The 26,964-nt window shown below is 71.9% G+C and carries 26 protein-coding genes and 1 pseudogene; 10 read left to right on the top strand and 17 right to left on the bottom strand.

Annotated elements, in window-relative coordinates:
- Positions 1–33 precede the first annotated feature (33 nt).
- Both TR46_RS02960 and TR46_RS02955 read left to right on the top strand, forming a co-directional pair.
- Positions 34–1,557, top strand: a complete 1,524-nt coding sequence (locus tag TR46_RS02960; protein WP_369405976.1) for a sensor histidine kinase — start codon at positions 34–36, stop codon at positions 1,555–1,557.
- Positions 1,554–2,789 carry a PP2C family protein-serine/threonine phosphatase gene (locus TR46_RS02955; protein ID WP_084717810.1) on the top strand — a complete coding sequence of 412 codons (1,236 nt, stop codon included), beginning with the start codon at positions 1,554–1,556 and terminating at the stop codon, positions 2,787–2,789. The genes TR46_RS02960 and TR46_RS02955 overlap by 4 nt, the downstream gene beginning before the upstream one ends.
- 64 nt (positions 2,790–2,853) lie before the next feature.
- Here the strand turns inward: TR46_RS02955 and TR46_RS02950 are convergent, their stop codons facing one another.
- Positions 2,854–6,444, bottom strand: a complete 3,591-nt coding sequence (locus tag TR46_RS02950; protein WP_042392969.1) for a choice-of-anchor D domain-containing protein — start codon at positions 6,442–6,444, stop codon at positions 2,854–2,856.
- A 347-nt stretch (positions 6,445–6,791) separates the two neighbouring features.
- Positions 6,792–9,491 carry a glycoside hydrolase family 9 protein gene (locus tag TR46_RS02945; RefSeq protein WP_052432510.1) on the bottom strand — a complete coding sequence of 900 codons (2,700 nt, stop codon included), beginning with the start codon at positions 9,489–9,491 and terminating at the stop codon, positions 6,792–6,794.
- 298 nt (positions 9,492–9,789) lie between these two features.
- Between TR46_RS02945 and TR46_RS02940 the strand changes: the two genes are divergently transcribed.
- Positions 9,790–11,121, top strand: coding sequence for a cellulose binding domain-containing protein (locus TR46_RS02940; protein ID WP_052432529.1), 1,332 nt, complete (start codon positions 9,790–9,792; stop codon positions 11,119–11,121).
- A gap of 56 nt (positions 11,122–11,177) precedes the next feature.
- On the top strand, positions 11,178–11,915 hold the full coding sequence (locus tag TR46_RS02935; protein ID WP_042392963.1) for an SAM-dependent methyltransferase: 738 nt from the start codon (positions 11,178–11,180) through the stop codon (positions 11,913–11,915).
- A gap of 79 nt (positions 11,916–11,994) precedes the next feature.
- On the opposite strand, the gene TR46_RS02930 is transcribed toward TR46_RS02935, so the two are convergent.
- Entirely contained in the window at positions 11,995–13,035 is a 1,041-nt protein-coding gene (locus TR46_RS02930) for a L,D-transpeptidase (RefSeq protein ID WP_439654335.1), read from the bottom strand.
- 101 nt (positions 13,036–13,136) lie between these two features.
- On the bottom strand, positions 13,137–13,736 hold the full coding sequence (locus TR46_RS02925; RefSeq protein ID WP_042392960.1) for a TetR/AcrR family transcriptional regulator: 600 nt from the start codon (positions 13,734–13,736) through the stop codon (positions 13,137–13,139).
- 78 nt (positions 13,737–13,814) lie between these two features.
- On the opposite strand from TR46_RS02925, the gene TR46_RS02920 reads away from it, so the two are divergent.
- The 3 genes from TR46_RS02920 to TR46_RS02910 all read left to right on the top strand — a co-directional run bounded on the left by TR46_RS02920 (position 13,815) and on the right by TR46_RS02910 (position 15,858).
- Complete coding sequence (locus TR46_RS02920; RefSeq protein ID WP_084717808.1) at positions 13,815–15,110, top strand: MFS transporter; 1,296 nt, start codon at positions 13,815–13,817, stop codon at positions 15,108–15,110.
- Between the two features lie 61 nt (positions 15,111–15,171).
- The gene (locus tag TR46_RS02915; protein WP_042392957.1) at positions 15,172–15,528 is read left to right on the top strand and encodes a hypothetical protein; all 357 of its coding nucleotides are present in this window, start codon (positions 15,172–15,174) and stop codon (positions 15,526–15,528) included.
- Positions 15,529–15,612: 84 nt separating this feature from the next.
- Positions 15,613–15,858, top strand: a complete 246-nt coding sequence (locus TR46_RS02910; RefSeq protein ID WP_042392954.1) for a DUF2630 family protein — start codon at positions 15,613–15,615, stop codon at positions 15,856–15,858.
- Positions 15,859–16,176: 318 nt separating this feature from the next.
- Here TR46_RS02910 and TR46_RS43930 read toward each other — a convergent pair.
- The 5 genes and pseudogenes from TR46_RS43930 to TR46_RS02885 form a co-directional block, all read right to left on the bottom strand.
- Positions 16,177–16,419: pseudogene (locus TR46_RS43930) on the bottom strand (type B 50S ribosomal protein L31); the annotation flags it as partial.
- A 110-nt stretch (positions 16,420–16,529) separates the two neighbouring features.
- Positions 16,530–17,342 carry a VOC family protein gene (locus TR46_RS02900; RefSeq protein WP_042392949.1) on the bottom strand — a complete coding sequence of 271 codons (813 nt, stop codon included), beginning with the start codon at positions 17,340–17,342 and terminating at the stop codon, positions 16,530–16,532.
- Between the two features lie 102 nt (positions 17,343–17,444).
- The gene (locus TR46_RS02895; protein ID WP_042392947.1) at positions 17,445–18,290 is read right to left on the bottom strand and encodes an aldo/keto reductase; all 846 of its coding nucleotides are present in this window, start codon (positions 18,288–18,290) and stop codon (positions 17,445–17,447) included.
- Positions 18,291–18,308: 18 nt separating this feature from the next.
- Positions 18,309–19,100, bottom strand: coding sequence for a DNA-formamidopyrimidine glycosylase family protein (locus tag TR46_RS02890; RefSeq protein WP_042392944.1), 792 nt, complete (start codon positions 19,098–19,100; stop codon positions 18,309–18,311).
- Between the two features lie 124 nt (positions 19,101–19,224).
- Positions 19,225–20,124: an oxygenase MpaB family protein gene (locus TR46_RS02885; RefSeq protein WP_042392942.1), complete on the bottom strand. Its 900-nt coding sequence runs from the start codon at positions 20,122–20,124 to the stop codon at positions 19,225–19,227.
- 121 nt (positions 20,125–20,245) lie between these two features.
- On the opposite strand from TR46_RS02885, the gene TR46_RS44980 reads away from it, so the two are divergent.
- Complete coding sequence (locus tag TR46_RS44980) at positions 20,246–20,779, top strand: ATP-binding protein (RefSeq protein WP_042392939.1); 534 nt, start codon at positions 20,246–20,248, stop codon at positions 20,777–20,779.
- 50 nt (positions 20,780–20,829) lie between these two features.
- On the opposite strand, the gene TR46_RS02875 is transcribed toward TR46_RS44980, so the two are convergent.
- The 5 genes from TR46_RS02875 to TR46_RS02855 all read right to left on the bottom strand — a co-directional run bounded on the left by TR46_RS02875 (position 20,830) and on the right by TR46_RS02855 (position 24,399).
- Positions 20,830–21,636 (bottom strand): SAM-dependent methyltransferase, encoded by an 807-nt coding sequence (locus TR46_RS02875; RefSeq protein WP_063770511.1) that lies wholly within the window; start codon positions 21,634–21,636, stop codon positions 20,830–20,832.
- 116 nt (positions 21,637–21,752) lie between these two features.
- The gene (locus TR46_RS02870; protein WP_042392937.1) at positions 21,753–22,151 is read right to left on the bottom strand and encodes a hypothetical protein; all 399 of its coding nucleotides are present in this window, start codon (positions 22,149–22,151) and stop codon (positions 21,753–21,755) included.
- Positions 22,152–22,274: 123 nt separating this feature from the next.
- A complete protein-coding gene (locus TR46_RS02865; RefSeq protein WP_042392934.1) occupies positions 22,275–23,300 on the bottom strand; it encodes a PRC and DUF2382 domain-containing protein in 1,026 nt (341 codons plus the stop codon).
- 212 nt (positions 23,301–23,512) lie between these two features.
- Positions 23,513–23,773, bottom strand: a complete 261-nt coding sequence (locus tag TR46_RS02860; protein ID WP_152626278.1) for a hypothetical protein — start codon at positions 23,771–23,773, stop codon at positions 23,513–23,515.
- Positions 23,774–23,889: 116 nt separating this feature from the next.
- Positions 23,890–24,399, bottom strand: coding sequence for a mycothiol transferase (locus TR46_RS02855; protein ID WP_042393336.1), 510 nt, complete (start codon positions 24,397–24,399; stop codon positions 23,890–23,892).
- Between the two features lie 114 nt (positions 24,400–24,513).
- Between TR46_RS02855 and TR46_RS02850 the strand changes: the two genes are divergently transcribed.
- Both TR46_RS02850 and TR46_RS43010 read left to right on the top strand, forming a co-directional pair.
- The gene (locus TR46_RS02850; RefSeq protein ID WP_042392929.1) at positions 24,514–24,870 is read left to right on the top strand and encodes a PRC-barrel domain-containing protein; all 357 of its coding nucleotides are present in this window, start codon (positions 24,514–24,516) and stop codon (positions 24,868–24,870) included.
- Positions 24,871–24,897: 27 nt separating this feature from the next.
- The gene (locus tag TR46_RS43010) at positions 24,898–25,065 is read left to right on the top strand and encodes a hypothetical protein (RefSeq protein WP_169790627.1); all 168 of its coding nucleotides are present in this window, start codon (positions 24,898–24,900) and stop codon (positions 25,063–25,065) included.
- Here the strand turns inward: TR46_RS43010 and TR46_RS02845 are convergent.
- The 3 genes from TR46_RS02845 to TR46_RS42050 all read right to left on the bottom strand — a co-directional run.
- Entirely contained in the window at positions 25,062–25,508 is a 447-nt protein-coding gene (locus TR46_RS02845; RefSeq protein ID WP_236655183.1) for an ATP-binding protein, read from the bottom strand. The genes TR46_RS43010 and TR46_RS02845 overlap by 4 nt on opposite strands.
- Before the next feature lie 92 nt (positions 25,509–25,600).
- Positions 25,601–26,593 (bottom strand): non-homologous end joining protein Ku, encoded by a 993-nt coding sequence (gene ku / locus TR46_RS02840; RefSeq protein WP_042392926.1) that lies wholly within the window; start codon positions 26,591–26,593, stop codon positions 25,601–25,603.
- Between the two features lie 72 nt (positions 26,594–26,665).
- The coding region (locus TR46_RS42050) for a hypothetical protein (protein ID WP_201776361.1) at positions 26,666–26,964 on the bottom strand (299 nt) is incomplete at its 5' end.

Below are 26,964 nucleotides of genomic sequence, written 5' to 3'. Positions count from 1 at the left end.
CGCTGGACGACCGGGAGGTGGCTCTCCGTCGGCGTGGCCGTCTCCTTGACCGTGCTGCTGGTGCTCGGGCTGCTCGCGGCCTGGGCGTTGAACCGGGCGTCCTCGACGACCGGCACCATGGTGAACCGCAGCTCACCCGCGCTGATCGCCGCGGTGCGCCTGGAGTCGGCGGTGCTCGACCAGGAGACCGGTATCCGCGGCTACGGCCTCTCCGGCCAGAGCTCGTTCCTGCAGCCCTACACCGAGGGGCTGGCCGCCCAGCAGGCGGCCGTCACCGAACTGCGCGGCCTGCTCGCGGGCGACGCGTCGGCGACGGCGGACCTGGACGCGGTGCTGGTCCGGGTGAGGACCTGGCAGGACGGCTTCGCCGCCCCGATCGCCGCAGCCCCGCCGGGCGCCCCCGTCGCCCTCGCCGCGCAGCGCTCGGACCAGGGCAGACAGGAGTTCGACGCAATCAGGACGGCCGCGGCGCTGCAGCAGTCCCATCTGCAGCAGGCCGGCGCCGCCTCCTACCGGCAGTTGCAGACGGTGCAGCGGCAGCGCGACTGGATCTTCGCCGCCATCGCGGTGGTGCTCCTGCTGCTGGCCGTGCTGGTCGTGGCCGGACTGCGGCGGGGGGTGACCGCGCCGCTGGAGCGGCTCTCGCGGGACGTCCGGGAGGTGGGCGCCGGCGACTTCGCCCGGGCCGTCACCACCAGCACCGGCCCCGCGGACCTGCGCCGGCTGGCGAAGGACGTGGAGGGGATGCGCCGACGGCTGGCCGACGAACTGGCCTTCTCCGACCAGGCCCGGGCCAGACTGGACGAGCAGGCCGAGGAACTGCGGCGCTCCAACGGCGAGTTGGAGCAGTTCGCCTATGTCGCCTCGCACGACCTGCAGGAGCCGCTGCGCAAGGTCGCCAGCTTCTGCCAACTGCTCCAGCGCCGCTACGCGGACAAGCTGGACGAGCGCGCCGACCAGTACATCGGCTTCGCGGTGGACGGCGCCAACCGGATGCAGACCCTGATCAACGACCTGCTGGCGTTCTCCCGGGTCGGCCGGACGCACAAGGAGTACGTGCAGGTGGACCTGGAGCAGGTGTTCACGGACACGGTGGACGCGCTGAGCATCGCGGTCGAGGAGTCCGGAGCGGTGATCACCCACGATCCGCTGCCGGTGCTGACCGCCGACGCCACCCAGATCGGGATGCTGTTCCAGAACCTGATCGGCAACGCCATCAAGTTCCGGTCCCCGGACCGCTCCCCGGAGGTCCACCTGTCCGCCGAACCGGACGGCGACCGCTGGCAGTTCGCGGTGGCGGACAACGGCATCGGCATCGGCAACGAGTTCGCCGACCGGGTGTTCGTGATCTTCCAGCGGCTGCACACCAAGGAGGCCTATCCCGGCAACGGGATCGGCCTGGCCATGTGCAAGAAGATCGTGGAGTTCCACGGCGGCAGCATCACGGTCGACCCCGACCGTGACAGCGGCGCCAGGATCAGCTTCACCCTGCCGCTGGCCCCGGCCGTCCCGGTCGCCGACCCGGGCGAGCCCGAGCGCGCCGGGGTGGTCGTATGAGGACGCCGGTCCGGACCGTGCCGACCGGTGCCGGGGTGCCGACGCAGGCCAAGGCCCCGACCGAGACCTACCGCATCCTGCTGGTCGAGGACGACGCGGGCGACGCGCTGCTGGTCGAGGAGCTGCTGGCGGACACCGGGCTGAGCCACACCCTGAGCTGGACCCAGACCATGGCCGGCGCGCTGGCCGACCTGGGGGCGCGGACGCCCGACTGCGTACTGCTGGACCTGCACCTGCCCGACGCCAGCGGCATGGGCGCGATACAGACCCTGGAGGCGGCCTGCCCGCAGAGCGCCGTGATCGTGCTGACCGGCCTGGCCGAGTCCCGGGCCGGGGTGCTGGCGGTGGCCAACGGCGCGCAGGACTACCTGGTCAAGGGGCAGGTCACGGCGGACCTGCTGAACCGGGTGGTGCGCTACGCGGTCCACCGCAAGCAGGCCGAACGCGCCAGCGCCGAGCTGCGCGAGAACCGGATCCACGCCCAGGAGAACACCCGGCTGGAACGCGGGCTGCTGCCCGCCCCGCTGCTGCGCGACGACCGGGTCCGCGCCAGCATGCGGTACCTGCCGGGGCGTCAGCGGGCCCTGCTGGGCGGCGACTTCCTGGACGTGGTGCAGACCGGCGGGGACGGCGACGCCGGCGGCGCGGAAGCGGGCACGGTGCACGCGGTCATCGGCGACGTCAGCGGCCACGGTCCTGACGAGGCCGCGCTGGGCGTCTGCCTGCGGATCACCTGGCGGGCCCTGGTGCTGGCCGGACACCGCGGCAGCGAGCTGCTGGGCCTGCTGGAGCAGGTGCTGGTGGCCGAGCGCCCCCGCGGCGACATGTTCGCGACCTGCAGCACGGTCACCCTGGACCCCCGGGGGCAGACCGCCACCGTCTACCTGGCCGGGCACCACGAGCCGCTGCTCTGCGCGGACGGGGGAGCCAGGGTGGTCCCGGCGGCCCACGGCCCCGCGCTGGGCATCATGCCCGGCGGCGGCCACTGGCGCCCCAGCGAGGTGGCGCTGCCGGACAAGGGTGCGCTGCTGCTCTACACCGACGGCCTGGTCGAGGGCTACCGCGGCCCCGGCAAGGACCGGTTGGAGACCGAGGGGCTGGTCGCGCTGATCGCCGACGCCCCCGAGCAGGCCGCCGACCGGCTGCTGGACCACCTCGTCTCCACCGCGCAGACCCTCAACGCCGGCCGGCACGCGGACGACCTGGCGGCGCTGCACCTCAGCTGGGACTGAACCGGATCGGACATGCCGGTGCCGCCGGGCGCTCTCGCGTCCGGCGGCACCGGTGGGTGTCAGGTCAGCTGTTCCAGACCTGGAACTCGGAGACCTGTCCGGCCGGCCAGCCGGTGTTCGCCGTGATGTTCACCCGGAAGTAGCGCTGGGTGGTCGCGGGGAAGGTGATGGTGACCGTGTTGTTGGCGGACGGGTCGAAGGTGTAGGTGGCCGACGACTTGACCGTGCTGAAGGTGGAGCCGTCGGTGCTGCCCGTCAGGGACAGCGTCTGGTTGCGGGCGCCCCAGCCCGCCGGGAGCTGGAGCACCACCCGGGAGGCGCTCTGCGCGGAGCCGAGGTCCACCTGCACCCACTGCGGGAAGGCGTTGTCGGCGCTCTCCCAGTAGCTGTTCTGGTTGCCGTCGGTGACATTGGACGACGGGTAGACGTCGGTGTGGCTGGACTCCCCGGTGGCCTTACCGGCCGCCAGGTCGGTGCTCACCGTACCGGCCCCGGTGCCGGTCAGCGCGACCGTCAGCGGGTTGTCGGAGGCGTTGCTCGCCACGGTGAGGCTGCCGGTCCGGGCGCCGGACGCGGTCGGCTTGAAGACCACGCTGACGGTGCAGGAGGCCCCGGCGGCGATCGCCGTCCCGCAGGTGTTGGTCTGCGAGAAGTCACCGGTGGCGGCGACCGAGGAGACGGCCGCGGCGGCGGTGCCGGTGTTGCTCACCGTCACCGACTGCGCGCTGCTGCTGGTGTTCAGCGCCTGGCTTGCGAAGGTCAGCGAGCTCGGGTTGGCCGACAGCGTCGCCGCCGGGTTGCCGCCGCCGCTGCCGCTGGGGAAGACCTCGAAGTCGGACAGCTGGGCGGCGCTCCAGCCGGTGTTGGCGGTGACGTTCACCCGGACGTACCGCGCGGTGGCGGCGTTGAAGGTGATGGTCACCGTGTTGTTGTCGGCGTTGGGATCGAAGGTGTAGCCGGCCGAGCCGACGATGTTCGAGAAGGTGGTGCCGTCCGTGGACCCCTGCACCGACAGGGTCTCGGTGCGGGCGCTCCAGGCGGTCGCCGGCGGCAGCTTCAGCACGACCTTGCCGACGCTGTAGCTCTGGCCGAGGTCGACCTGGGCCCACTGCGGGAAGGAGCCGTTGGCGCTCTCCCAGTAGGTGGAGGCGTCCGCGTCGGTCAGGTTGGCCGGGACGTAGGCGCCGTTGCTGGAGCTCGCCGTGGCCTGCCGGCCGGCCGCGATGTCGGTGCTGCTGTCGATGCCGGTGCCGGACAGGCCGACGGTGGTCGGGCTGTTGTTGGCGTTGCTGGTGACGGTCAGGGTCCCGGTGCGGGAGCCGCCGGCGGTGGGCTTGAAGCCGACGTCGACGGTGCAGGAGGCGCCGACCGCGATGCTGGAGCAGTTGTTGGTCTGGCTGAAGTCACCGGTGACCGCGACCCCGGAGACGGTGGCCGAGCTGGTGCCCGAGTTGGTCACGGTGACGCTCTGCCCGGCGGCCGAGGAGCCGACCACCGTCCCGGCGAAGTTGAGCCCGCCGGGGGAGGCGTTCAGCACCGGGCCCGGCGCGGTGCCGGTCCCGGAGAGGCTGACGGTGTTGGTGACCCCGCCCGCGTTGGCGGTCAGGCTGCCGCTGCGGCTGCCGGTCGCGGTGGGCTTGAAGGTGACGCTGACCGAGCAGGAGCCGTTGGCCGCGATGGACGAGCCGCAGGTGTTGGTCTGGGCGAAGTCACCGCTCGCCGCGATGGACGAGACGGCAGCGGCAGCGCCGGTCGGGTTGGTGACCGTCACGGTCTGCGCGGCACTGGTCGCGCCGGTGGCCACCGAGCCGAAGTTCAGCGCGCTCGGGGTGGCCGTCACGCCGGTGGCCGGGTACGGCGGGAAGGTCGGCGTGGTCGGCTGCTGGCCGCAGAACGCGGTCCCGCTGAGGCCCGAGTTGCCGCCGCCGTCGGTGACCGCGAAGTTGCCGCCCTCACAGCTGTACACCGGCGCCGGGCCGAGTACCCCGGTCGCGGTGACATCGGTGAGCGTGGCCGCACCGCCGGTCTGCTCCTGCAGGGCGAAGGTGCCGGTGCCGGCGATGGTCACATTGTTCAGCGAGACCCCGCTGACCGTGCCCTCGACCCACTGGACCGCCTCGAACGGGCTCTGCTCGATCAGCGCGTTGGTCACGTTGATCGGGCCGGTGATCGCGCCCTGGCTGCCGTCGAACCACAGTGCGCCGACGCCGAACTGCCAGTTGGGGTCGAGGCTGCCGTCGCGGATCATGGTGTTGTCGGAGATCGTGGTGGTGCCCACCGGGGTGGAGGTGAAGCGCTGCCCCACCTGGATGCCGCCGCCCTGGCTGAGCCCGCTGTCCTGGACCAGGTTGCCGCTGACGGTGTTGTCGTGGCCGCCGTAGATGGCGATGCCGTTGGCGAGGATCTGGTCCTGCACGGTGTTGTTGGAGATGGTGTCGTTGGCGTCGGCCCCCAGTGCGGAGTCCGCCCAGGTGGCGATGCCGTCGTCGCCGGTGTTGCGGATGTCGCTGTTGGTGACCGAGGAGTTGGTGACGCCGCCGTGGAAGTTGACGCCGTCCGCGGTGGTGTCCCGGATCCGCATCCCGCTGAGGGCCAGGCCGTTCATCGGCCCGTCCATCCAGGCGCCGACTTTCAGGTGGTCTATCCAGATGTTCGACGCGGTGGAGCTGCTCATCGCGCCGCCGATGCCGTTGACCTGGTCGCAGTCGAGCCGGGTGGAGACCTGTCCGAAGATCGCGAAGTTGGACAGGTGGACGTTGCTGCTGACGCCCTTGTTGCCGCCGACCCCGCAGCTGTCGGGCTCGCCGAGGCCGTAGAAGCCGGGGGCCGCGCCGGTGACGGTCGAGTACCACATGCCGGCGCCCTCGACGGTGACGTTGTTGACGGTGATGTGGCGCGGGATGTTGTACGTGCCCGGCGGGATCCACACGGTGCCGCCCGCGCCGGCCGCGCTGACGGCGGCGTTGAAGGCGCTGGTGGAGTCGGCGACGCCGCTGGCGTCGGCGCCCTCACTGGTCACCGATACCGATCCGGCCGGCTGCGTCAGCGCCGCGCCGACCTGCTCGAAGTCGGCGAAGTCGAGGGTGTAGGAGGACGCCGTGTCGCCCGCGTCGACCTGCAGCTTGAAGGTGGTCCCCTGCGGATAGGTGGTGCCGAACAGGCGGTGCGCCTCGTCGTAGAAGTGGTGCGGGTTGCTGCCGGGGGAGTTGGTGAACGGGTAGCTGCCGTAGTACCAGCTGTACGCGTTGGTCAGGGTGAAGTCGGGCTGCTTGACGCCGTTGATGTAGAGCGACAGCGGCGCCGTGTAGGCGGTCCCGCCCGAGGTGTCGGGGATGCTGTAGCGGAAGTCGATGGAGTTGGTCGCCACCGGGGTGGTGAAGCTGACGTACTGTCCGCTGCCCTGCAGGGTCACGGCCTTGCGGTACGACGCCTCGTCGGCCAGCTGGCCCTGGGTGTAACTGGGGCCGATCACCGTCCCGTTGGTGGCGGAGTTCTCGGCCTGCACCTCTACGTAGGGCAGGCTCGCGCCGCTGCCGCCGGTGGCGGCGGCCCAGGCGGGCTGGACCGCCAGTGCGACCAGGCCGATGGCGGCCAGCATCGCGGTGCCGACCGCCACGGCGATCGCTCGCCTCAGCTGGTGGATGGAGTGGAACACCTATTGCTCCCTTCGACGCGGAGGGCCGGACCCGAAGCGGCTCCGCAGTCAGGTGGGGTGGAGGAGCTGGGAACACAGGAGGGTTGACGGGTGCACGCTGGACCGTAACGGAGTCGACAACTCCATGCAATATCCAGACACATCTTCGTTTGATTCCAACTTTCGATCGCAAGACTGCCGCGAACACCCAAAAGCCAGGTCGGCCCCGGCGATGCCGGGGCCGACCTGGCTTTCTGTGTCCGACGGGGCGTCAGGAGCCCCGGGCGGCGGGCTGGGCGACGGAGCGCAGGTGCGCCTCCACTCCGGAGCCGTAGGGGGTGGGGCTGCCGGTGTAGTCGGTGATGGGATCAGGGCTCGCTTCCGTAGATCAGGGCGCCGTTGTAGTAGACGGTGATGTGCGGGTTGGCGGTGAAGGCGGTGTCGGCCGCGTTGAAGGAGTAGTCGTCGGTCTGGGTCATCGCGGAGTAGTCCGACTGGTGGATCCGGCTCTGGATCCCCCCGGTGAGCAGTCCGGGCCCGACCGATCCGGCCCCGGCGGAGAAGGAGAGCTGCAGGTAGTGGTCCGCGCCGGTCCTGGTCGGGCTGACCGTGCCGAAGGTCCCGGTGATGTTGGCGCAGCCGACCGGCGCGTAGTCGCAGGCGTAGCTCAGCGGCTGGGTGCCGTTCTCGGTGAACCAGTAGCGGACGGTGACCGCTGAGAGCGGGACGGCGTCGGTGCCGGTGTCGGCCAGCTGGATCTGGTTGCTGATGGTGGAGGTCGAGGCGGCGGTGGCACTGGTCTCGTACTGGGCGGTGAGTGCGGCGGTGCCGGCCCCGGGACCGCCGCCGGTGCTGGGCGCGCAGGACTCGTCCAGGGTCTTGGACGGCTCGCTGCCGTAGGCGAGCACGCCGTTGGCGTAGACCGGGATATTGGGGTCGGGGGTCGCCGCATAGGTGCCTGCGGCCAATCCGGTGAGACTCGGCGAGGCCGCGGAACTCCAGTAGGACGTGTAGCCGGGTCCCTGGGCGGCGTTGATGCCGAACTCGAAGGCCCGCGAGGGCGGCAGCCCGATCCGGTCGCCGGTCCAGTCCAGGGTCACGTAGTACAGGCAGCTGTTCGCGTCACCCCACTGGACCGGGGCGCTGACGGCGGTGGCCCTCCCGTCGATCTGGCTCGCCGCGTCGTAGTAGACCGGGGTGGAGATCGCGTCGATGCCCTGGCCCTGCTTGTGCAGTGAGGAGATGTCGAAGTAGACCCTGGCGCTGAGGTCGCTCTCCTGGTGCGGCGGCAGCGAGGCGGTGTTGTTGACGGTCACGGTCAGCTGGGTGCCCTGGTCGGTGTCCTGGTTCAGTACCGCGGTGGCGTAGTACGGCGTCTCGGCGGCGCCCTTGGGCGGGGTGAAGGCGGTCATCGGCTGGCTCTGGCCGTAGTACTGGTAGAGGCCGAGCAGCGCGCCGACCATCCCTGCGTTGTAGTCGATCGCCACCTCGTTGAGCACGAAGTCCGTGGTCACGTCGTCGGGCTGGTCGGTCGAGCTGGGGCCGCCGACCAGTGCGCCCCAGAGGATGTGGCGGTCCGTCGCCGGATTGTCCTGACTGTTCGTCAAGGATCCCTGGGCGTCGCCGTGGTGCGGGTGGGAGACGGCGACCGCGCTGCCGCCGACCTGGGCGCCGACGCCGGGGGTGGTGCTGCCGAAGCCGACGATGTAGGACGTCTTGGCCGGGTTGTCGCCCATGACGTAGTTCATCTGGCCCATGGCCCAGTCGCTGAAGGCCGTGCTCTGGGTGTCGTCGGGGAAGTTGCGCCGGTAGGTCAGCGCCTCGAACTGGGCGGCGGTGTTGTAGCGGGCCGAGCCCCAGGTGGTCAGATAGGAGAACCCGGCCGGGGTCTGCGCGATGAAACTGGTGTCGCTCGCGTTGTCGTGCGGGACATGGGACCAGTACTGGACCTGCCACTTGTCGAAGTAGTGGATCTGCTGCTGGAGCGCGGCCGGGACTGCGGTGTTGCCCTGCACCAGCGGGTCGAGCAGGCTGAACACCCCGCCCCAGCGGGCGTCCCAGCTCATCACCCAGATGTTCTGCCAGGTGTTGGCCGTGGTGGCGACGATGCTGCCGAGGTAGCCGGTATAGGCGCCGGCCGTGTTGGTCGCGGTGATGTCGGTGAGGTATGACGTGGTACCGGTGGCCAGGTAGAGCCAGGTCGCCGCCCAGGCCTCCTTGTCGGCGTAGCCGCTGGAGTTGTAGAAGCCGCCGGAGTAGCCGGTGCCCGGGTGGGCCCTGGAGAAGGCGTACAGTGCCTCGGCGTACTGCAGCGCCTTGGCCGAGTAGGCGGCGTCGCTGGACTTGGTCAGCAGCGACTCGACGGTCAGCGCCGCCGCGGCGCTGGCGGCCTGGTCCGCGGCCGGGGTCTCGGCGGTGGCGAAGTAGGCGGGCCGCGGGTAGAGCGTGGCGCTCTGCAGTTCGGAGGGGCCCCAGTAGTCGTGGTCCACCGAGCCCTCGCCGACCTGGTAGGCGAAGGCGACGACCTGGCCGGAGGGGTTGAGGAAGGTCGAGCGCAGGAAGTAGTCGCTGAACCACTTCATGATGTCCAGGCCGTGCGCCCAGGTCCCGGTGGCCTGGTAGGCCTGCGGGAACTCGTACATCCCCATGCCCAGCTCGGCGGCGGAGTAGCTCTGCGGCAGGCCGAACTTCACATGGTCGCCGGCGTCGTGGTAGCCGCCGGACAGGTCGACGCAGCCGGCGCCGCCCGGGTCCAGCACCGACGTGTTGGCGGCGATGAACGCAGCCGACATGTTCACCCCGTTGGGGACCGTACTGCTCATGGGCTTCAACGGGACGCAGGCGTCGGTCGGCTCGGAGTCGCCGCGCCAGTCCAGCGGCTGGTCGCCCAGGGTGCGGGCGGGCCCGGACTTCTGCGCGTCGTAGAAGTAGAGCGACTCCTGCGCGGCGAGCGGCAGGCTGTAGTGCGGCACACCGGCGAGAGCCGGCGCGGTGGCCGCCCTGGCGGCGGCCGGGCGCAGGCCGGCCGGCAGGGCCAGCACCACGATGAGGGCGATCAGAAGTCGCACGGGATGAAGCTGCCTCAGAGTACGCATGCCGGCTCCGTGGGTGGTCGGTTGGCAGGGCGTCGTGGCTGGGCTGTCACGCTGGGCGACGGGTGCGTACCTGTCAAGGAAGGCCGGTTACGGGTGGGTCCGCACTGCTGGAACGCATGTAGGTTTCATCGCTCGGTCGGCGGGCCGGCGACGCTGACCTGCGGCTCTTCCGGGCCGTGACGGTCGCTGATTGCGACTCCGCCGCGACGCTCCTATGAACACGGGCAACCCCGTCGAGCCGCCACGGGACCCGAGCGAGGAGACCACCGCCATGAGAGCTCGCCGCCGCATGTCGACCAGGGCCTGGATGTCCCTCGGCGCCGCCCTGTCCGCGTTCGCCCTGGTGCTGTCCTTCCAACTGGTGGCCCGAGCACTGGATGTGACGGGTGATCCGACGCCGGTGACCGGCAACGCCACCTGGTTCAGCTCGCTGGGAGCGCCGTACGGCGGCTGCGGGCTGCCGCAGGCGCAGTTGGACACCCAGAACTTCCTGGCCCTCAATGTCTTCAACACCCCGGGCGACTACGGCGGGTTCACCCGGCCGATCCCGGCCTCGGCGGCGAGCACCATGGGGATGTTCGACAACGGACTGAACTGCGGCCGCTATGTCCAGGTGACCGTGGGCGACTACTGCTCGGGTACCAACGACGGCGCCCAGAACGAGCCCTTCTGCCGCAACGGCTCCTGGGGCCCGGACGCCTACAACGGCGCGACGCTGACCTTCGTGGTCGCGGACAGCTGCGGCGACTCCAACGCCTGGTGCCGGGACGACCCCTACCACGTGGACCTGGCGCAGGGCTCGCTGAACCAGTTCGCGCTCAACGGCAAGGCGGTCGGGGACATGTACCCGAACCACTGGAACAACCGCCAGGTGTCCTGGCAGTTCGTGCCCGCCCCGGACTACACCGGTGACATCAACATCGGCTTCCTGCAGTCCGCCCAGGTCTACTGGCCGGCGATCGCGGTGTCGCACCTGCCCAACGGCATCCACGGCATCCGCTACTACTCGGCCGGCAGCTGGCAGGGCGCCCGGATGAACAGCGACATGGGTGACGACTACATCATCGCCCCGACCGTCGCCGGCGGATCGCAGTACCAGATCCAGGTGGTGGACGCCTCCGACAACCTGCTCAACGGCGGCCGGATCTACTCCTTCTCCCTGCCCGCCTCCTGCGGTTCGTCCTGCGGCCAGGCCTACACGGCGGCCACGTACACCACCAGCGCCCCGACCAGCGCCTCGCCGAGTACCTCGGCCTCGGCATCGGCCTCGGCGTCCCCGTCTGCCAGCGCGAGCGGCACCGCCGGAACCGGCGCCTGCACCGTCGCCACCAGCGTGGTCAGCTCCTGGACCGGCGGCTACCAGCTGCAGTTCACCGTCACCGACAGCGGGACCTCGGCGATCAGCGCCTGGAAGGTCGGCTTCTCCTTCGCCGGCGCGCAGACGATCGCCAACTCCTGGAACGCCACCGTCACCCAGTCCGGAGCGGCCGTCTCCGCGACCAGCGCCGCCTACAACGGCAGCCTCACCCCCGGCACCTCCACCACCTGGGGCATGGTCGTCAACGGCAGCGACCAACCCCTGGTCGACCCGGTCTGCGGCTGACCCCAGGCGGCGAAAAATCGGATGCGTCAGGTCCGGGGCGGTGGCAGGCTGCGCCGGTGAATCGTGAACAGATGTCCAGGATCGCCCATGCCGGCCATCCGATTAAGTCCCCGATCGACGACGACTCCGTGCGCAGGCTTCTGGAGCACGGCCTGCCCCGAGGCGATGAGCGGGTGCTCGACCTCGGCTGCGGCGGCGGTGAGTGGCTGCTGCGCGCCCTGACGACGCATCCGAAGGTCCACGCCGCCGGTGTGGACATCTCCGAGGAAGCCCTGGAGCAGGCCCGGCAGGAGGCCGACCGGCTGGGCGTCCGGGACCGGCTCGAACTGCACCAGCTTGCGGCCGATTCGTTCTCCTCCCCGGAACCGTTCGACCTGGTGCTCAGCGTCGGGGCCGCGCACGCCTTCGGCGGCCTGCTCCCGACCCTTGAGGCCGCGCGCAAGCACCTGGCCCCCGGCGGCCGGGTGCTGATCGGCGACGGGATCTGGGAGCGTCCGCCCACGCCGGAGGCGGTCGAGATGCTGGGCGACTTCGCCGATCTGGCCACCACGGTGGAGCAGGTCGTCGCCGCGGGATGGACCCCGGTCCACGGCCATGCCAGCACGCGCCAGGAGCTGGACGACTACGAGTGGGCCAACTGGGGCTCGCTGGCCGCCTGGGCCCTGGACCACCCCGCCGACCCGGACAGCTCCGAGGTCCTGGAGAACGCCGCACTGCGCCGCACCGAGTGGCTCCGCGGCTACCGGGGCACCTTCGGCTTCCTCTGCCTGATACTCCGCCGTACCGCGGACTGACCGGCCGTCACCCGACGACGCGACTGTGCCCCTCGCCCCGACAGTTCGGGGGAGGGGCACAGGGACGGACAACGAGGGACTACGAGAGCGCGCCGGTCTGCTGGGCCCCCGCGGAACTGCCGGCCAGCCACTGGGACCAGCTCAGGTTGAACGCCGCGTAGCCGTTGTCGGCGGCGGCCTTGCCGCGCGGGGAGCCGGTGATGGTGACCGGGTCGCCCTGCTTGACATAGTTGTAGAACCACTCGGAGTTGCTCAGCGAGAGGTGCACGCAGCCGTGCGAGCCCACGCTGTGGCCCGGCGTCGGGTCGCCGGTGGAGAAGTGGATGTAGGTGCCCGAGTCGGTGAGGTGCACGTCCCAGGGCAGGGTCAGGTCGTAGTAGTCCGAGCTGTTCTTGTCGCAGCTGATGCCGACACTGCAGGAGGTCATCCGGACCGTCTTGGCCTTGTCGATCACGGCCATGGTGCCGTCCCAGGACGGCCAGGTCGAGCTGCCCGCGTCGATGGGCATGGTGCGGACCACCGTGCCGGCGTTCTTCACGGTCATCGAGTGGCCGGTCACCGACACGGTGGTCTCGACGTCGCTGCCGATGGTGAAGGAGTGCTGGTAGGAGTGGGTGCCGTAGTCGCCGTTGCCGTCGCCCACATCGGTCAGGGCCGCGGTGACCGAGACCTTGGTGCCGGACTTCCAGTAGCTCTCCGGCCGCCAGTCCACCCGCCTGTCGCTGAACCAGTGCCAGGCGCCGGTGGTGGGGACCGAGGCGGAGACGGTGAGGTGCTGCTCGATCGCCTTCCGGGCGGAGGCGGCGACCGGCTTGGTGAAGACGATCGAGATCGGCATGGCCACGCCGACGTCGGCGTTGGCGGCCGGGGTGAGCGAGTCCAGCAGCATGGCCGGCCCGGCCGGGTGGGAGGGGGAGGGGCTGGCGCTGGGGGAGGCGGCGGCACTGCCGCCGGTGCCGGTACTGGCCCCGGCGCTCGCTCCGGCGCTGCTCCCGGGAGCGGCGCTCACCTGGGACGACCCCGCGCTCTTCGCCGAAGCGTCGCCGCCGCAGGCACTCGCCGTGCCCAGCACCGCACCGGCCACCAGGGCTATCCCGATGGTGTTCATGATCCGCCGCACGTACTCGCTCCACTCACGTCATGACATTTGGATATCCGAGTGCAAAGACTCAGAACCTTACGCATGCGGTTGCAGGGGGCACGTAAAACCAGGGTAAAGATTCAGACACGCTTGGCGGTGGCCGCGCCGGTCGCGGCGCCGGTCGGGGCGGTGGCCGCGTCCAGCAGGTCGGCGGCGGTGCTCCTGGCGAGCCCGGCGGCGTCCGGGTCGCCGTCCATCCGGGCGGCGATCGAGGCGCCGTCGTAGAGCAGCATCAGCCGGCGGGCCAGCAGTTCGGCGTCGGCCGCGCCCGCGGCCCGGGCCAGGTCGGCGAACAGTCCGCGGACCCAGCCCCGGTACTCGGTGCTGACCTGCTGGATCGAGCTGTCCCGGCTCGCCTCCGCGCTGGCGTTGACGAAGGCGCAGCCGCGGTAGTTCGGGGCGGCGATGGAGTCGCCCAAGGCGTCGAAGACGGCCAGCAGCCGCAGCCGCGGGTCGGTCTGCTGCTCGACCTTGGCGGTGATCCGGCTGCGCCGGGACTCGTGCCGGTCCGCGAGGTAGGCGCGGATCAGGGCGTCCTTGCTGCCGAAGGTGTTGTAGAGGGTCGCCTTGGCCACACCGGCCCGCTCGATCACCCGGTCGATGCCGACGGTGTGCACGCCCTCTTCGTAGAACAGTTCGGTGGCGGCGTTCAGCAGCCGCTCCCGTGCGGAGGTAGCCATGACTTGACTTTAACAGACAGGTCTGTCTAGTGTCGTGCCGTACTAGACAGACCTGTCTATTCAATCTCGGGAGCAGTCATGACCACCCAGCCCCGACGACGGTGGCAGCTACCACGCGGCGCCGCTTTCTACCTCCAGGCGTCGATCGTGGTCTCCTTCCTCGCCGCCTCCAGCGCCCCGACCCCGCTCTACGCCGTCTACCAGGGCGAATGGGGGTTCTCGCCGATCACCACCACGGTGGTCTTCGGCGTCTACGCCCTGGCCGTGCTGGCCGCGCTGCTGGTCGTCGGCTCGCTGTCGGACCATGTCGGACGCCGTCCGGTGCTGCTGGCCGGCATCGCGCTGCAGGCCGTGACCATGGTGGTGCTGACCACCGCGGGCGGAGTGCCCGAACTGCTGCTGGCGCGGGTGGTCCAGGGCCTGGCCACCGGCGCGGCGGTCGGCGCGGTCGGCGCCGGGATGCTCGACATCGACAAGGCGAAGGGCACCATCGCCAACGCGGTGGCGCCGATGACCGGCACCGCCACCGGCTCGCTCGCCTCGGGCCTGCTGGTCCAGTACCTGCCCTGGCCGGTCCACCTGGTCTACCTGGCCCTGCTGGGCGTGTTCCTGCTGCAGGGCATCGGCGTGTGGCTGATGGCGGAGACCTCCTCGCCCAAGCCCGGCGCGCTGGCCTCGCTGCGGCCCCGGCTCGGCATCCCCAGGACGGCGCTGGGCCCGGTGCTGACGGCGGTCCCGGTACTGGTCGCGGTATGGGCGCTGGCCGGCTTCTACGGCTCGGTGGCGCCCGCCGTGGTCCGCGTCGTGGTCGGCTCCGGCTCCTCGCTGCTGGGCGGCCTGGCCCTGTTCGTCCTGGCCGGCAGCGGCGCGCTGACCGTGCTGCTGCTGCGCGGCACCCGGCCGCGGCTGGTGATGCTGCTGGGCATCGCCGCCCTGATCCTGGGCGTCGGCGCCACCCTGCTCTCGGTCGACCACCGCTCCACCGCCGGGTTCTTCCTCGGCACCGCGCTGGCGGGGGCCGGTTTCGGCGGCGGCTTCCAGGGCGCGATCAGGACCACCGTCCCGCTGGCCGCCCCGCACGAGCGGTCCGGGCTGCTGTCCACCCTGTATGTGGTCTCCTACCTGGCCATGGGCCTGCCCGCGGTGATCGGCGGCATGCTGGTGGTGCACGGCGGCGGGCTGCTGCCGACCACCCGCGAGTACGGCCTCGCGGTGATGGCCCTGGCGGCCGTCGCCCTGCTCGGCCTGGTCCGGCCGCGGCGCGGCCGGGCGGCGGTCGGACAGTCCGTACTGGTGGCCTCCTCCTCGCCGTCCGACGCGCCGGTGGCCGAATCCACGGCGTCCGCGGCTGACCGGGTGGCGTCCAGAGGTTAGAAACCCGCTGAACTCGGGAAGCGGCTCACCATGGTTCACGGTGGGGGTTGCGGGGATGGCGATGACTGACGGACCGGCACTTACCAGGCGGGAACAGCAGATCCTGGACGGGATCGAGGCGCGGCTGCGTGAGGACGCCGAGCTCGACCGGAGACTGAGCACCATGCGGCTGTACCGGGTGTGGCATCTCTGGCTGTTCCTGCGCGGTACCCGCGGCGCGGTCGCGCTGCTGCTGGTCGTCGCCGCCGGGGTGCTGCTCGCCGCCGAGGTCCCCGCCCGCCCGGGGCCCGCCGCGGTGGTCGCGGTGGTGCTGCTGCTCCTGCTGGCCGCCACCGTGCTGATCCCCCGGTTGGACGTGCACCGCAGGCAGCGGGCCGACCGGCCCGGCCCGGAGCGCGGCTGGGACCAGGCGGCCTGATCGCCGTGCACGGCGCGGGCCGTGCGGGCAGGATGGGCAGCAGACCCCAGCCGGCACACCAGTCCGCAGCACCAGGAGGAGCGCATGCCTGATCCAGACATTCTGGAGGCCATCAACAGCATGGTCACCGCCGAGCACGAACTGAGGGCCAAGGTCGCCTCGGGGGAGGCGGATCCGGACCTGGCGCACAAGCAGCTCGCCGAGATCGAGGTGCAGCTCGACCAGTGCTGGGACCTGCTGCGGCAGCGCCGGGCGCTGCGCGAGTTCGGCGAGGCCGAGGGCGGCGCGGCGATCCGGCCGGCGTCCGAGGTCGAGGGCTACCAGTCCTGAACCGGCCCTGAGCGAGCCGGTCCTGAGCCGGCCGGTCCTGAGCGAATCGTCCTGAGCGACAACGGCCGGGGCCCGGTGACAGAACGTCACCGGGCCCCGGCCGTTGTCGGGCTGTGCCCGGCGTCAGGGCAGCTGCTTGTCCACCGCCGCCCGGCCCTCCTCGGCCAGCCGTCGGCGGGCCCACTCCAGCGTCGCCGGGGTGACGTCCCGACCGCTGGCCAGCACCAGGTCCTCGGCGGACACCTCGCCGTCGCTGCCGGTGTGCAGCCGCGCGTCGGGGGTGACCTCGGCCGGCGTGGGGGTGCGCACCGCGTCGTCCTCGCCGCCGTAGCGGCGCCGGAACTTGGCGATCTCGCCCTGCGGGTCGACGGTCCTGGCCCGGCCGGTGTGGAACGGGTGGCTCTCGGCCGAGATCTCGACGTCCACCACCGGATACGTGTTGCCGTCGTCCCATGCGATGGTCTGCTCGCTGGTCGCCGTGGACCGGGTGAGGAAGGCGTAGCCGGCCGACCGGTCCCGGAACACGACCGGGCGGTAGTCGGGGTGGGTGTCCTGTCGCATGCTTCACTCCAGGGAATCAGGAGACGGATGGTTCCAGCATCCTCGGCGGACGGGCGCGGCGCGACCGCTTACCGCATCCGCTGCTTCGGGCTGCTGTCCGGCGGAGGTCGTCAGCCGTTGCTGATCAGGGCGAACCGGGCGCCCTCGGGGTCGCGCAGCTCGGCGACCCGGCCGTAGGGCGAGTCGGCGACCGGCGCGACCGGGGAGCCGCCGAGCCGGATCGCCCGTTCGGCGGCGTCGTCGGCGTCGTCCACCGCGAAGGAGACGTGCCAGTAGGGGCGCTCGACCTGGGCCGAGCCGCCCGCGAGCATCGGGTCGGACTCGCGCAGGGCGGCGATCCGGTGGCCCCCGGCACGCAGCACCACCCGCTCGTTCTCCCAGTACACGTCCAGGTGGGTGCGGTCCTGACCGGCCCAGTCGAGCACCTCGCCGTAGAACAGGGCGGCGGCGAAGGGGTCGGTGCGCAGCTCCATCCAGGAGGGCGCGCCCGCCATGTCCAGGATCCGGGTCGGGCCCGGCGTGCCCTGCCACAGCCCGAACACCGCGCCGGACGGGTCCACCGCGATGGCCACCCGGCCCGCGCTGACGTCGACGGGGCCGATGCCCACCGTGCCGACCCGCTCGCGCACCCGCTGGGAGGCCCCGTCGATGTCCTCGACGCCGAAGAAGACCGTCCAGGTGGTCGGGGCCGTCGCCCAACCCTCGGGCTGGGAGCCGATCCCGGCCACCCGCTCGCCCTCGGCCACGGCGAAGGCGTAGGAGCCCCACCACTCCTCGTCGACCTGCTCGTAGTGCCAGCCCAGCAGTGCGCCGTAGTAGGCCTGCTGGGCGGCGGGGTCACGGGCGAGCAGGCTGACCCAGCTGGGGGCACCCGGAATGCAGGGGACCCGGGGGGTGGTCCGGTTCTCGGCCGGTGCCGTCATCGCTTCCTCCAGGACTGTGCTCGGTGCACATCTCTTGCTCTGCGCACGTCTGCCCACCGCGACGACTTTAGACCGTTTCGGGCGGATGCTCCGGTCGGCGCGTCAGGGGATCCAGTTGAAGCTGTCGGGGTCGGGCCCGGTGCGCTCGTCCCGGTCGAGGCCGGAGACGGCCGCCACGTCGTCGGCGTCGAGCTCGAAGTCGAACAGGGCGAAATTCTCCTCGACCCGGGAACGGGTGACCGACTTCGGGAACACGATGTCGCCGCGCTGCAGGTGCCAGCGCAGCACCACCTGGGCGGGGGTGCGCCCCAGCCGCCGGGCGATCCGCTGCAGCACCGGGTCGTCGAGGACCCGGCCCTGGGCGATCGGGGACCAGGCCTCGGTGGCGATGCCGTGCGCCGCGCCGAAGTCGCGCACCTCGTCCTGCGTCAGGTACGGGTGCACCTCGATCTGGTTGACGGCCGGGACCACCTCGGTCTCCTCGAGCAGCCGGCGCAGGTGGTGCGGCTGGAAGTTGGAGACCCCGACGGCCTTGGCCCGGCCGGAGCGGTAGATCTCCTCCATCGCCCGCCAGGTCTCCACGAAGTCGCCGACCTTGGGCAGCGGCCAGTGCACCAGGAACAGGTCGAGGTGGTCGAAGCCCAGGTCGGACAGGCTCTGGTCGAACGCCTTCAGCGCGTCGTCGTAGGCGTGGTGGCCGTTGTTGAGCTTGCTGGTGACGAAGACGTCGCCGCGGTCCAGGCCGGAGCGGCGGACCGCTTCGCCGACCTCCTTCTCGTTGCCGTACATCTCGGCGGTGTCGATGTGGCGGTAGCCGACCTCCAGGGCGGCCAGGGTGGCCGCCACCGTGTCGGCGGGCTTGATCTGGAAGACGCCGAAGCCGAGCTGGGGGATGTCGATGCCGTTGTTCAGCCTGACAGTGGGAACGGTGGGAACTGTGCCGGTCACGTTCTCTCTCCTTTCGGATCAGTTCACAGGCCCAGGCTGACAGTGCGGGCACCAGACGGCGACCCGGTCCTGCGGCGGCGCGCCGATGGTCGACCTGCGGATCCTGGTGCCGCAGCGGCGGCAGGGCTGCCCGGCGCGCCCGTAGACCCAGTGCCGCCGGTCGGGTCGGATGTCACCGGTGGTGACGTGGCCGGAGCGGGTCCTGTTCAGCCCCAGCAGCCGGTGCGCCAGGCCCACCACCCGGTCCGGGCGCGGCACCTCGCCGAACGGCGTCCACGGGCTGACCCCGGCCAGGAAGCACAGCTCGGTGGCGTAGACGTTGCCGATACCGGCCAGGTTGCGCTGGTCCAGCAGGGCGAGCGCGAGCGGCCGCAGCGGGTCCCGGGACAGCCGCCGCAGGGCCTCGGCGCCGTCCCAGTCCGGGCCCAGCAGGTCCGGCCCCAGATGGCCCACCGCGCGCTGCTCCTCCCCGGTGCGCAGCAGCTCGACCACGGGCAGCCGGTAGCCGACGGCGGTCCGCTCGGCGTTGCCCAGGACCGCCCTGATCTGCCAGGCCGGGCCGGGCCAGCGCTCGGAGCTGCCGTAGGTCTGCCAGCGGCCGTCCATCCGCAGATGGGTGTGCAGGGTCAGCCCGCCCTCGATCCTGGTCAGCAGGTGCTTGCCGCGGGGGACGGTCTCCAGGACCTGCCGCCCGGTCAGGTCGGCGGTCGCGTGCGCGGGCACGCGAAGATCGGCGGTGGTCAGCACCCGTCCGGCCAGCGCGGTGTGCAGGCGCACGGCCGTCTGGAATACCGAGTCTCCCTCTGGCACGGGGGGTCTCCTGTTCGGTGTTGCCTCGGCTGCGGACCGTAGATGGTCGTTCGCGCAGTTCCCCGCGCCCCTGACGGTGCTGCAACTCACCCACAGTGGTTCAGTTGCAGTCCGTCATCACCACCTAAGGCCGGCCCCACGGGTAACGGGCCTGCGCGGCGACCCTGGCCCGGGCCTCCTTGAGGTGCGGGCCTTCCCGCACCGCGGGGGGCAGCGCCAGCAGGGAGGCGCGCAGGGAGCGGGACGCGACCCTCGCCCCGAGGTCCCCCACCGGCCAGCCCGGGAGCCCGTACATGCGCCTGGCCCAGCGCGGCAGCGAGGCCATGCCCAGGGCCATCACCCCGGTCCAGGCCGGCCGCGCCGGGGTGGCCAGCGACACCCAGAGCGGCATCGGCGGCAGCAGCACGAAGCGGGTGGCCTCGCGCGCCGCCGCACTGGCCCGCAGTTCGGGGCGGATCCGCTCGAAGTATTCGGCCAGCTCGTGCTCGGTGGCCGGCAGCGGGTCCGTTCGGGGGACCCCGAGCCGCCAGGCGGTCTCCCGCTGCTCGGCGACATAGCGGTCCGCCTCCTCGGCGGTGAGCCGCAGCCCGCCGGCCCGGGTGACCCGCAGGAAGCTGTCCGTCTCGCAGCAGTGCACCCAGGTCAGCAGCGCCGGGTCGTCGGCGCGGTAGCGCGCGCCGGACTCCGGGTCGGTCCCGCGCACCTTCAGATGGACCGCCCGGACCCGGGCCAGCGCCTCCTCGGCCTGCTCGGTGCTGCCGTAGGTGACCGCGCCGATGTACCGCGCGGTGCGGATCAGCCGCCCCCAGGGGTCCTCCCGGTAGCGGGAGTGCTCGGCCACCCCGGCCATCGCCAGCGGGTGCAGCGCCTGGAGCAGCAGCGCGCGCAGCCCGGCCGGCAGCATCATCGGGTCGGCGTGCACCCGCCAGGTCACCGACTGCGGGCCGAAGAGCCCGAAGTCCGGCGATTCCGGCGGGAGTCCGCCCGGGTGTCCGTCCCTGGTACCGCTCGTCCGCGACTGCATACCCGGCTCCTACCCGGAGAAGGGGCCGGCTGACCGGATTGGACGTGTGCAACACGGGTAGACGTGCGCCTGTCGCCCACGGACCACGGGCGGCCGAGCGGTCGGTACGGAGAGGCAGCCGATGGAACACCAACGGGGACGGGAGTGGCAGCGGTCGTGGCCGCGGGCGCGGGACGGGCTCACAGCCGGCGCGACCTACGACGGCAGGACCGGCACCATCGTCGCCGCCCGCGGCTTCGTGGCGGAGTTCCTGGCGCGCGCCCAGGCGGAGCAGGGCGTCGCCGTCACCGGCAGGCTGCTGGAGGACGCCCGGCTGGTGATCAGCGAGCTGGTGACCAATGCCGCCAAGTACGCACCGGGGCCGTGCCTGCTGGACCTGGAACTGCTGGACCCGGACCTGGGCTGCCTGGAGCCGGGGGTCCCGGACCTGGGCTGCCTGGACCCGGGCGATCCGGAACCGGGGGCTCTGGACCTGGGTGGCGGGGTCCTGCGGATCACCCTGTGGGACACCCAGCCGGCCCTGCCCGTGCCCAGTGAGCCCGACCCGGCCCGGATCGGGCGGCACGGCCTGGAGATCGTGCTGGCCCTGTGCCGCCGCTTCGAGGTCGAGCGGCAGGCCGGCGGCAAGCGGGTCCAGGTGGACCTGGAGCTGTGACCCCCCGCCGAAGGGCCGCCGGGCCCCCGGGACACCGCCCCCGGCGCGGGTCAGACCTTGCGGGCCAGGGCGCAGGCCTGCGGCAGCGGATAGACCGGTGCCGGGTCGTCCTCCGGGCCCGGGCGCCACTGCTCGCAGTAGACCACCCCGGGCTCCACGACCTCGAAGCCCTTCAGCAGTCCCGCGACCTGTTCCAGCGAGCGCAGCCGCATCGGCGCGACCTTGCGGGAGTAGGTCTCGGCCGCCCGCCCGATCCTGGCCGCCGACTCCTCCCGGTGGCTGCCGTGCGACACCGCCAGGTAGCTGCCGACCGGGATCGCCTCGCGGTAGGCCGCGACCAGGTCGGCCGCCTCGGCGTCGTCGGGGACGAAGTGCAGCACCGCGCTCATCAGCACCGCGAGCGGCTCGGCCGGTCCCAGCAGCCGCTGCACCTCGGGGTGGGCCAGGACCGACGCCGCGTCGCGGAGGTCCCCGGCGACGGCGACGGCGCGGTCGTTGTCCAGCAGTATCCGCCGGCTGTGCTCCACCGCGACCGGGTCGCTGTCCAGGTAGACCACCCGGGCCAGCGGGTCGGCGGACTGGGCGGTCTCATGGACGTTGCCCACGGTCGGGATGCCGGAGCCCAGGTCCAGATAGTTTCTGACGCCCCGGTCGGCGAGGTGAGCCACGCAGCGGATCAGAAAGGCCCGGTTGGCCCGCAGGATGCTCGGGAGCTCCGGCATCACGGCGACGACTTCGCGCGCGGCCTCCCGGTCGACCGGCAGATTGTGGTCCCCACCGAGGTGGAAGTCGTAGATGCGGGCGATGCTGGGCCGCCCGGTGTCCACGTCCTCGGGGATCCAGGTCTGATCGGTCATCGCATCCTTGTCCGACTCTCCGCAGGGGTGTGGTCCCCAGTGTAGAGGGGAATGACGGCAGATCAGGGCTGGGGTAACCGACTTCGTGCGGGCAGGATCCCCCGGCTGACGGTGCGTCAGCGGTCCGGGCCGGCGTCGTCCTCGGCGTCCCGCAGGCCGCGCTGCTCGGCGGCCCAGGTGCGCAGCTCGCGCATCCGTGCCGGGTCGGTGGCGACGTCCTGGGTCACCACGGTGGTGATCCCGCCGCCGATGTCCACCACCTGCTGGTCCATCCGGCCGGTGGTGAGCATGCCGACGATGACCAGGAACTCCTCCATGACGTCCTCGGTCAGGAACTCCTCGTCCTCCTCGTCGACGGCGGTGTCGACCTGCTCCATCCCGGAGTCGTACAGCTGTCCGGCGCCCTGCAGCAGGGCGCCGAGGACCCGGAACTGGTCCGGGTCCATGTTCAGTTCGAGGGCTTCCAGGTAGAGCGAGACCTGGTCCTGCGGTGTGGGTCCGGCGAAGTCGTCCATGTCTCTCCTTCTTCCCCTTCGGGCGCGGGGCAAGGGGGGCCGCTCGGCCGACGCCGGCGCCGCCCCCGCGCAGGTGCGACGGGTCGCACACGGGCGGGAGCGGCGCCGGCGGCCACGCGTCCGCTACATGCGGTTCCTGGGGTCCTCCTCGGCATCGCCGACCAGGTCGATCCGCTCGGCGCGGACCTCCTCCTGCACGGTCACCTGCTCGGTGACCTCCTCCACCATCAGCCGCACCCGCTCCACGGCGACGACCTCCTTGGTCACCACCGGACGCTCCTCGTAGAGCGTCACGTCCAGGTCGGCGTCGGCGAAGTCGGCGGTACCCATGGCGGAGTCGCGCTCGCCCTCGGCGATCGGCTCGCGCTCGACCCGGATCTCCTGGTGCGTGAGCGGGACGGTCCGCTCGACGTGCTCGGTGGTGACGGTCTTCCGCAGCCGGGCCTGGCGGGCCTCGACCCGCTCGGTACCGACGTGCAGCCGCTCCTCGTAGCGGGTCATCACCCTGCCGTCGGCGCTGCCCATGGCCATCCGGTCCGGGGTCGCCTCGGGACCGGCGTCCGTGGTGCCGAGCCGGCCCATGCCGGTCGGGGCGGCCATCATTCCGGCGGAGCCCGCGGTCATTCCGGCGGAGCCGGCGTTCATGCCCGCGGAGCCGGCGTTGATGCCCGCGGAGCCGTGGGCGCCGGCGTGGTCGGACATGGCCGTGCCGGCGGCGGTGCCGGCGGCGGCGTCCATGCCCCTGGCCGAGTCCGTGCCGGTGCCCGTTCCAGTGCCCATGCCCGTGCCCATGCCGGTGCCGGTGCCTATGTTCGTGCCGGTTCCGGACTTCTCCGGATGTCCCAGCCCGTAGTGCTGGTAGAGGGTCATCTCCTCCTCGACCGACAGATGCCGGCCGGTCTCCAGTTCGGGTGCGCTGTCGACCTTGGCCTTGGGGTACGCCAACCGCAGCTGGTCGTCCACCAGGACGGCGCCGCCGAGCGGGGCGAAGTGGCCCTTGCCGCCGAAGAGTCCGCCCTTCACGGTCACCCACTGCGGGGTGCCGGTGCTGTCGTCCAGGTACACCTCGTCGGCCTGCCCGATCTTGTGGCCATCGGCGTCGATTACCTTGTGCCCGATCACCCGGGCCGGGTCAAGCGTCGTGCTCACAACTACCTCCACAGACGTGAGGGGAAGTGGCGGCCTCGCCGGAACGTGCGCGGCGACAGGGGGACACCACGAGTCGACGGTGCGTCCGGGTGATCCGCCCCGCAACTCGGGACGGTGGCGCGCTCACTCTCCGGGATGTCTGCGGGCGTCCCCGGAACGTCCCAGGGCGCCCGCGGAGGTCCCGCAGGGAAGCCGTGTCCAGGCCGCGGCGATCAGGGCGCGGTGGTCGGCGGCCGGGTGAGCCGTAGCCGCTGGTCCAGGTGCGCGTCGATCCAGCCGAGCAGCCGCTGCACCTCGGCCCAGTCCCGGGCCGACCGCGCCCGGGAGAGCAGGGCGGTCGCCTGCGCCAGGGCGTGGTCCAGCCCGGCCACCGGGTGCAGCGGCGTCACCTGCGGGATCCCGTAGCGCACGGTCGGCTCCGACCCGCGCCGGGCCGCTCGAGACCGGAACGGCCAGCTCTTGCCTGTGTACATGGTCCAACCCCCTGCCGGACGGATTCGGCTCGCCCGTGGGGGGCAGGGACCCGCCCCGGCCCCTGGCCCGCCGCGAACGCCGAGACACATTCGACGGTACGTCACCGGGAGCGGCGTCAGCGCCGCCGCAGCAGTCCGCGGACGTAGGCCGCCTGGCCGACGTGCTGCAGATCGTCGGAGACCACGCTGACCAGCCGGACGGCGAGGGTGACCGGCGGGTGGAACGAGGTGTCCACCACCCGGTCCAGAGCGCCCTCGTCCAGCCCCTTCAGGAAGCGCAGGGTCTGCTCGTGGACCGCCTCGTGGTACTGCTGCAGCAGCCGCACCGGGACGCCCTGGAAGTCGCCCACCTCGGCGCTGGACTGGCCGTAGCCGTGGGCCTCCGGCGGGTAGGGGAGCCCGAAGCGCCGCTGCCAGCCGCCGGCCAGCCAGACCTGCTCCAGCCCGCCCGCCGCGGCGACGTGGTCGTCCTGGACCCGGGTCAGGTGCCAGACCAGCCAGCCGATCGAGTTGGCCCCGGGGCCGACCCGGGCCACCAGGTCGTCGCCGCTGAGGTCCTGGAGCACGTCGCCGACGCACTCGCTGATCCGGTCGAAGGCGTCGGCGAGCAGATCGGTGCTTGTCACAGCCATGATGGGAGTGTCCTCTCGGTGCGGCCGCCGGTGGCGTCGGCTGGGAGTGCGCGGGACGCACCGGGGCAGATACAGAGCAGACACACAGTACGTCGGAGAGGAAGTCCGGTGATCGAGGTCGGTGACATCCGCGAGTGGCGCACGCAGGACGTGGTCGACGGCGAAGGGCGCCGGATCGGCACACTGGAAGCGGTGTACGTCGACACGCGAACCGATCAGCCGGCCATGGCGACCGTGCGGATCGGCCTGCCGACCCGGCACCGGCTGGTCTTCGTCCCGCTGGCCGAGGCCGTGGTGGGCCCCGGGTACGTCAAGGTGCCCTTCGCCAGGGGCCTGGTCAAGGGCTCGCCCGCGATGGGCACCGACGACGTCCTCGCCGCCGCGGACGAGAAGGCCGTCTTCGAGCACTACGGGCTGGAGTACCAGCCGGGCGCGAACGGCGAGCGGCTGCTCGCCCGAGGCTGACGCCGGAACCGGGAAGGACACGCAGCCATGGCACTCTTCCTGCTGGTCGTGATCATCGCGATGGTGCTGGGCATCATCGGCTTCGTCGTGCAGGGGCTGCTCTACCTGCTGGTCATCGGGTGCGTGCTGCTGCTCCTGGACCTGGCCTGGATCGGCTCCCGCTGGTCGCGGTCGCACCGCCGCCGGGTCCGCTAGGGACCGTCGGGCGGCGGCGGGTCCCAGGGGACATAGGCGTGGATCTCCTTGCCGTCCCGGTGCGGGACCACCCTGACCTCGCGGGCCAGACGCTGCACGGTGGGCCAGCCGAAGCCGCCGGTGCCGGACCTCAGGTCCGGCGGACGGGCCCGGGGCCCGAAGGGGTTGCCGTCGCGCACCGTCACCTGCACCTCGCCGGGCAGCCGGGCCAGGCAGAGCGTCAGCGCGCCCGGGGCGTGCCGCACCGCGTTGGTGACGAGTTCCGAGACCACCAGCAGGACGTCGCCGGGGGCGCCCCGGCGGGTCGGCCGGCAGACCCGGGTGAGGGCGGTGAGGAACGCGGTGACGGCCTCCCTGGCCGTCCCCGCCGTTCCGGTGCCGCCGTCGAGGTCCAGGCGCAGCTGCGGGGCGCCCACGCCCTCGACCAGCAGATGGAATTCCACCGCGAGTCCTCCCGCGTGCAGTTCCTGCGCGGTCCGGAGGATCTCCTCCCCGCAGCGGGCGGTCCCAATCGCACCCGGACGCTGACTGCGCCTCAGGCGACCGCTTTGGCGCGGCCGGACGGCGCAGCCGCGGCGACGGCGCGCTCCAGCTCCTCGCGGGTCATCTTCGAGCGGCCCGGCAGGTCCAGCGCGGTGGCCCGCTGGTAGAGCTCGGCCTTGCTGAGTCCGCTCAGGTCCTCCTTCTGCTCCTGCTTCCGCCCGGCCCGCTTCTTGACCGTGGTCGCCCTGGACTTCTGCGCCGTCGGGCTGCCGGAGCGGTCCAGGCTGCGCCGCAGGGCCTCCATCAGGTCGATGACATTGGTGGCCTCGGGGGCGGGCTCGGCGGTGACGATCTCCTGGCCGGACCGCTTGGCGTCGATCAGCTCGCGCACCCGGTCCTCGTACTCGTCGCGGTAGTCCGCCGGCTTCCAGTCCACGCTCATGGCGTCGATCAACTGCTTGGCGGCGCTCAACTGTTCGGCGGAGACCCGGGTGCGCACCGGTGGGCTCGGCAGTTCCTCGGCCGGGTCGCGGACCTCGTCGGCCCAGTGCAGGGTGTGCAGTTCCAGTACGTCGCCGCTGGCGCGGACGGCGGTGAGGTACTGCCGGCCGCGCATCACCATGGTGGCGATCGCCGCCCGGCCCGACTCCTCCAGGGCCTCCACCAGCAGTGAGTAGACCTGGGCGAACTCCTCCCCGCGCGGCGCCAGGTAGTAGCCGGAGACGAAGAACAGCGGATCGACGGCGGCCAGGTCCACGAAGCCGGAGACCTCGATCAGCCGGGAGCGGCCAGGGGCGATCTCGTCGAGCTCGCTGGGTTCCAGGACGACGTACTGGTCGTCGCCGAGGTCGTACCCCTTGACGATCTCGTTGAAGGCGACCTCGTCGCCGGTGCGCGCGTTGGTGCGCCGGATCCTGACCCGGTCGGCGGTGCCGCGCTGGATCTGCCGGAACCGGGTGGTGTGGTCCTCCGTCGCCGAGAATATCGACACCGGCACGGTGACCAGGCCGAAGGTCAGCGCGCCGGTCCAGGTCGCTCGCGCCATCGCTCTGCTCCTGTCTGTTGTGTTCCCCGTCGGTACGTTTCAGGTCGGTACGTCTTCTACGGTTGTCCCTGCTCAGCCCCCTGCATCCCTGATACGCCTGTTGTCGAGGTGGCGCACGCGGACGGCGGCGTCCCTGGCCCGGCCGGCGGCCCTGCGGGCGTCCCGGTCGGTGGTCTCGACCTTGGTCCTGAGCGTGCGCTCCTGCTCCGCCGCGGTGCGCTCGGCCGCGCGGGCCCGGTCCAGCCGGGCGGAGAGCTCCTCCGCGCCGCTGTGGGCGCGGCGGTGGCGTTCGGCGGCGCGGTCCAGCTCCCGGCGGGCCGCGGTGGCGGCCCTGGCCGCTGCGGCGGACTGCCGCTCGGCCTCCTTGAGGC

The organism is Streptacidiphilus carbonis (assembly GCF_000787775.1).
GTDB classification, from domain to species: Bacteria; Actinomycetota; Actinomycetes; order Streptomycetales; family Streptomycetaceae; genus Streptacidiphilus; species Streptacidiphilus carbonis.
Note: the sequence above shows the minus strand (reverse complement) of the source record. Positions and strands in the feature narration are given on the sequence as shown.